General features: G+C 63.6%; 1 protein-coding gene. It reads right to left on the bottom strand.

Going from position 1 to position 1530, the window contains the following annotated elements:
* Nucleotides 1–96: 96 nt before the first annotated feature.
* Entirely contained in the window at nucleotides 97–1434 is a 1338-nt protein-coding gene (locus tag ACFFWD_RS07130) for an IS1182 family transposase (RefSeq protein ID WP_376962868.1), read from the bottom strand.
* Between the last annotated feature and the right edge of the window lie 96 nt (nucleotides 1435–1530).

Genomic DNA, 1530 nt, shown 5'->3' with positions numbered 1-1530 from the left:
CCTGAGAGCTTGTGACCCTATGAGTGGTGACCGCGCCATTTGGCTCAGTAGAGCGATGGCGATCAGGGCGCAGCCCTCAAGGTCGATGGTGTTTGGTTATGCTGCTTGGGCCAGGAGCCTGTGTCCGGCGAGGACGTTGTTGGCGAGGGCAAACCAGCGCAGCACGGTGAGCACCTTGTTGCGGCTCCGAACCGTGAACTGGCGCAGGCCCCAGTTGCGGAAGCGGGCGTTGATGCATTCGCCTGGCGCCCGGCGTTTGTAAACGCCCTTGCCGTGAGGACTTTTCATCCGTCCGCGCCAGGCAGCCATACCCGGGCCGTCGTCCGTGCGCGGCGCATAGGGATCGGTCCCATGTTTGCTGTTGGCAGGCGGACCATAAACCTTGATCCCTTCGGCCGCGGCCCATTCGATGTCCTCGTTCTTGTTGAAGCCACCGTCGACGAGATGGCGTTTCGGGCGGCCATAGAGGCCGGTAAGCCGCTCCAGCATCGGCCGCATCAAGCCCCGATCCGAGCCGACCATGGTCACATCCACGGCGATAGCGATCTGTCCCTCGGCGACGCTTGCGATCTGACAGTTGTAGGCTGGGCGGAAGACGCCATCGGCCATCTTCATGACCCGCGCCTGCGGGTCTGTCGTAGAAGCGCGCGGCTCGGAGCGCTGGCTTCCCTTCTTCCTGTTGTTCCTGTTCTCTCGGCCGCGCCGCGCGCGATGCGCTTCGATTGCGGCAAGCTGCTCGAGTGCAGCCGCAACACGCGCCTCGCGTTCACGGGCCGCACGGTCCTGTGCGGCTCGGATACGCTTGTTGCTGGCGTCGGGATCGTCGTCATTCTCCTGCCGCAAGCGCTCGACCAGACGCTTGGCCTTCTTCAACTCCTTGTGCAACTTCTTCTTACGCCGGAACGAACTCGCTCCGGCCGAGGCGCGCACCCGCACGCCATCCTGCACCACCTCATCAAGGTCGATCACGCCTGCTACCGAGAGCGAGGCAACGTGCTTCACTAGTAACTGCTCCAAAAGCTCCGGATGCGCGGTGCGGAACTCCGACAGGCTATGGTAGTTCACGCGGACCCCGCCGCAGAGCCAGCGATAGGCGTCATGGCTTTCGCAAAGCCGCTCCAATGCCCGGGCGCTGCCAACGCCCTGGCTCGTGGCATACAGCCACAACGCCAACTGCAGGCGCGGGCTGACAGGGGCTTGCCCCGGTCCATGCGTGCGCGCACGGACCGTTTCCTCAAGCGCGCGGAGGTCGAGCTTTTGAACATAGGCCCAGATCACACGTGCCGGATGCTCGCCCGGCAGCAGCGCCTCAAGATCCACGGCACGCAGCTCAACTTGATCGCGCACAGGCTCGCGAAGCCGCGGCTGCCCCGGCCATTCCCGCGCAACCGGCTCAGCTTCAGGCAGATCATCAAACAGCGTCTCGCGTGACATCCGTGCCTCCATCGACCTTGGAAAGCAGGGAATCATCCGACTCACGCTTCCGCAAACGGAAACACGCCAAATCACATAGATTCACAGCCTCTGAGG

The organism is Bradyrhizobium erythrophlei, from assembly GCF_042430365.1.
Taxonomy (GTDB): Bacteria; Pseudomonadota; Alphaproteobacteria; order Rhizobiales; family Xanthobacteraceae; genus Bradyrhizobium; species Bradyrhizobium erythrophlei.
Note: the sequence above shows the minus strand (reverse complement) of the source record. Positions and strands in the feature narration are given on the sequence as shown.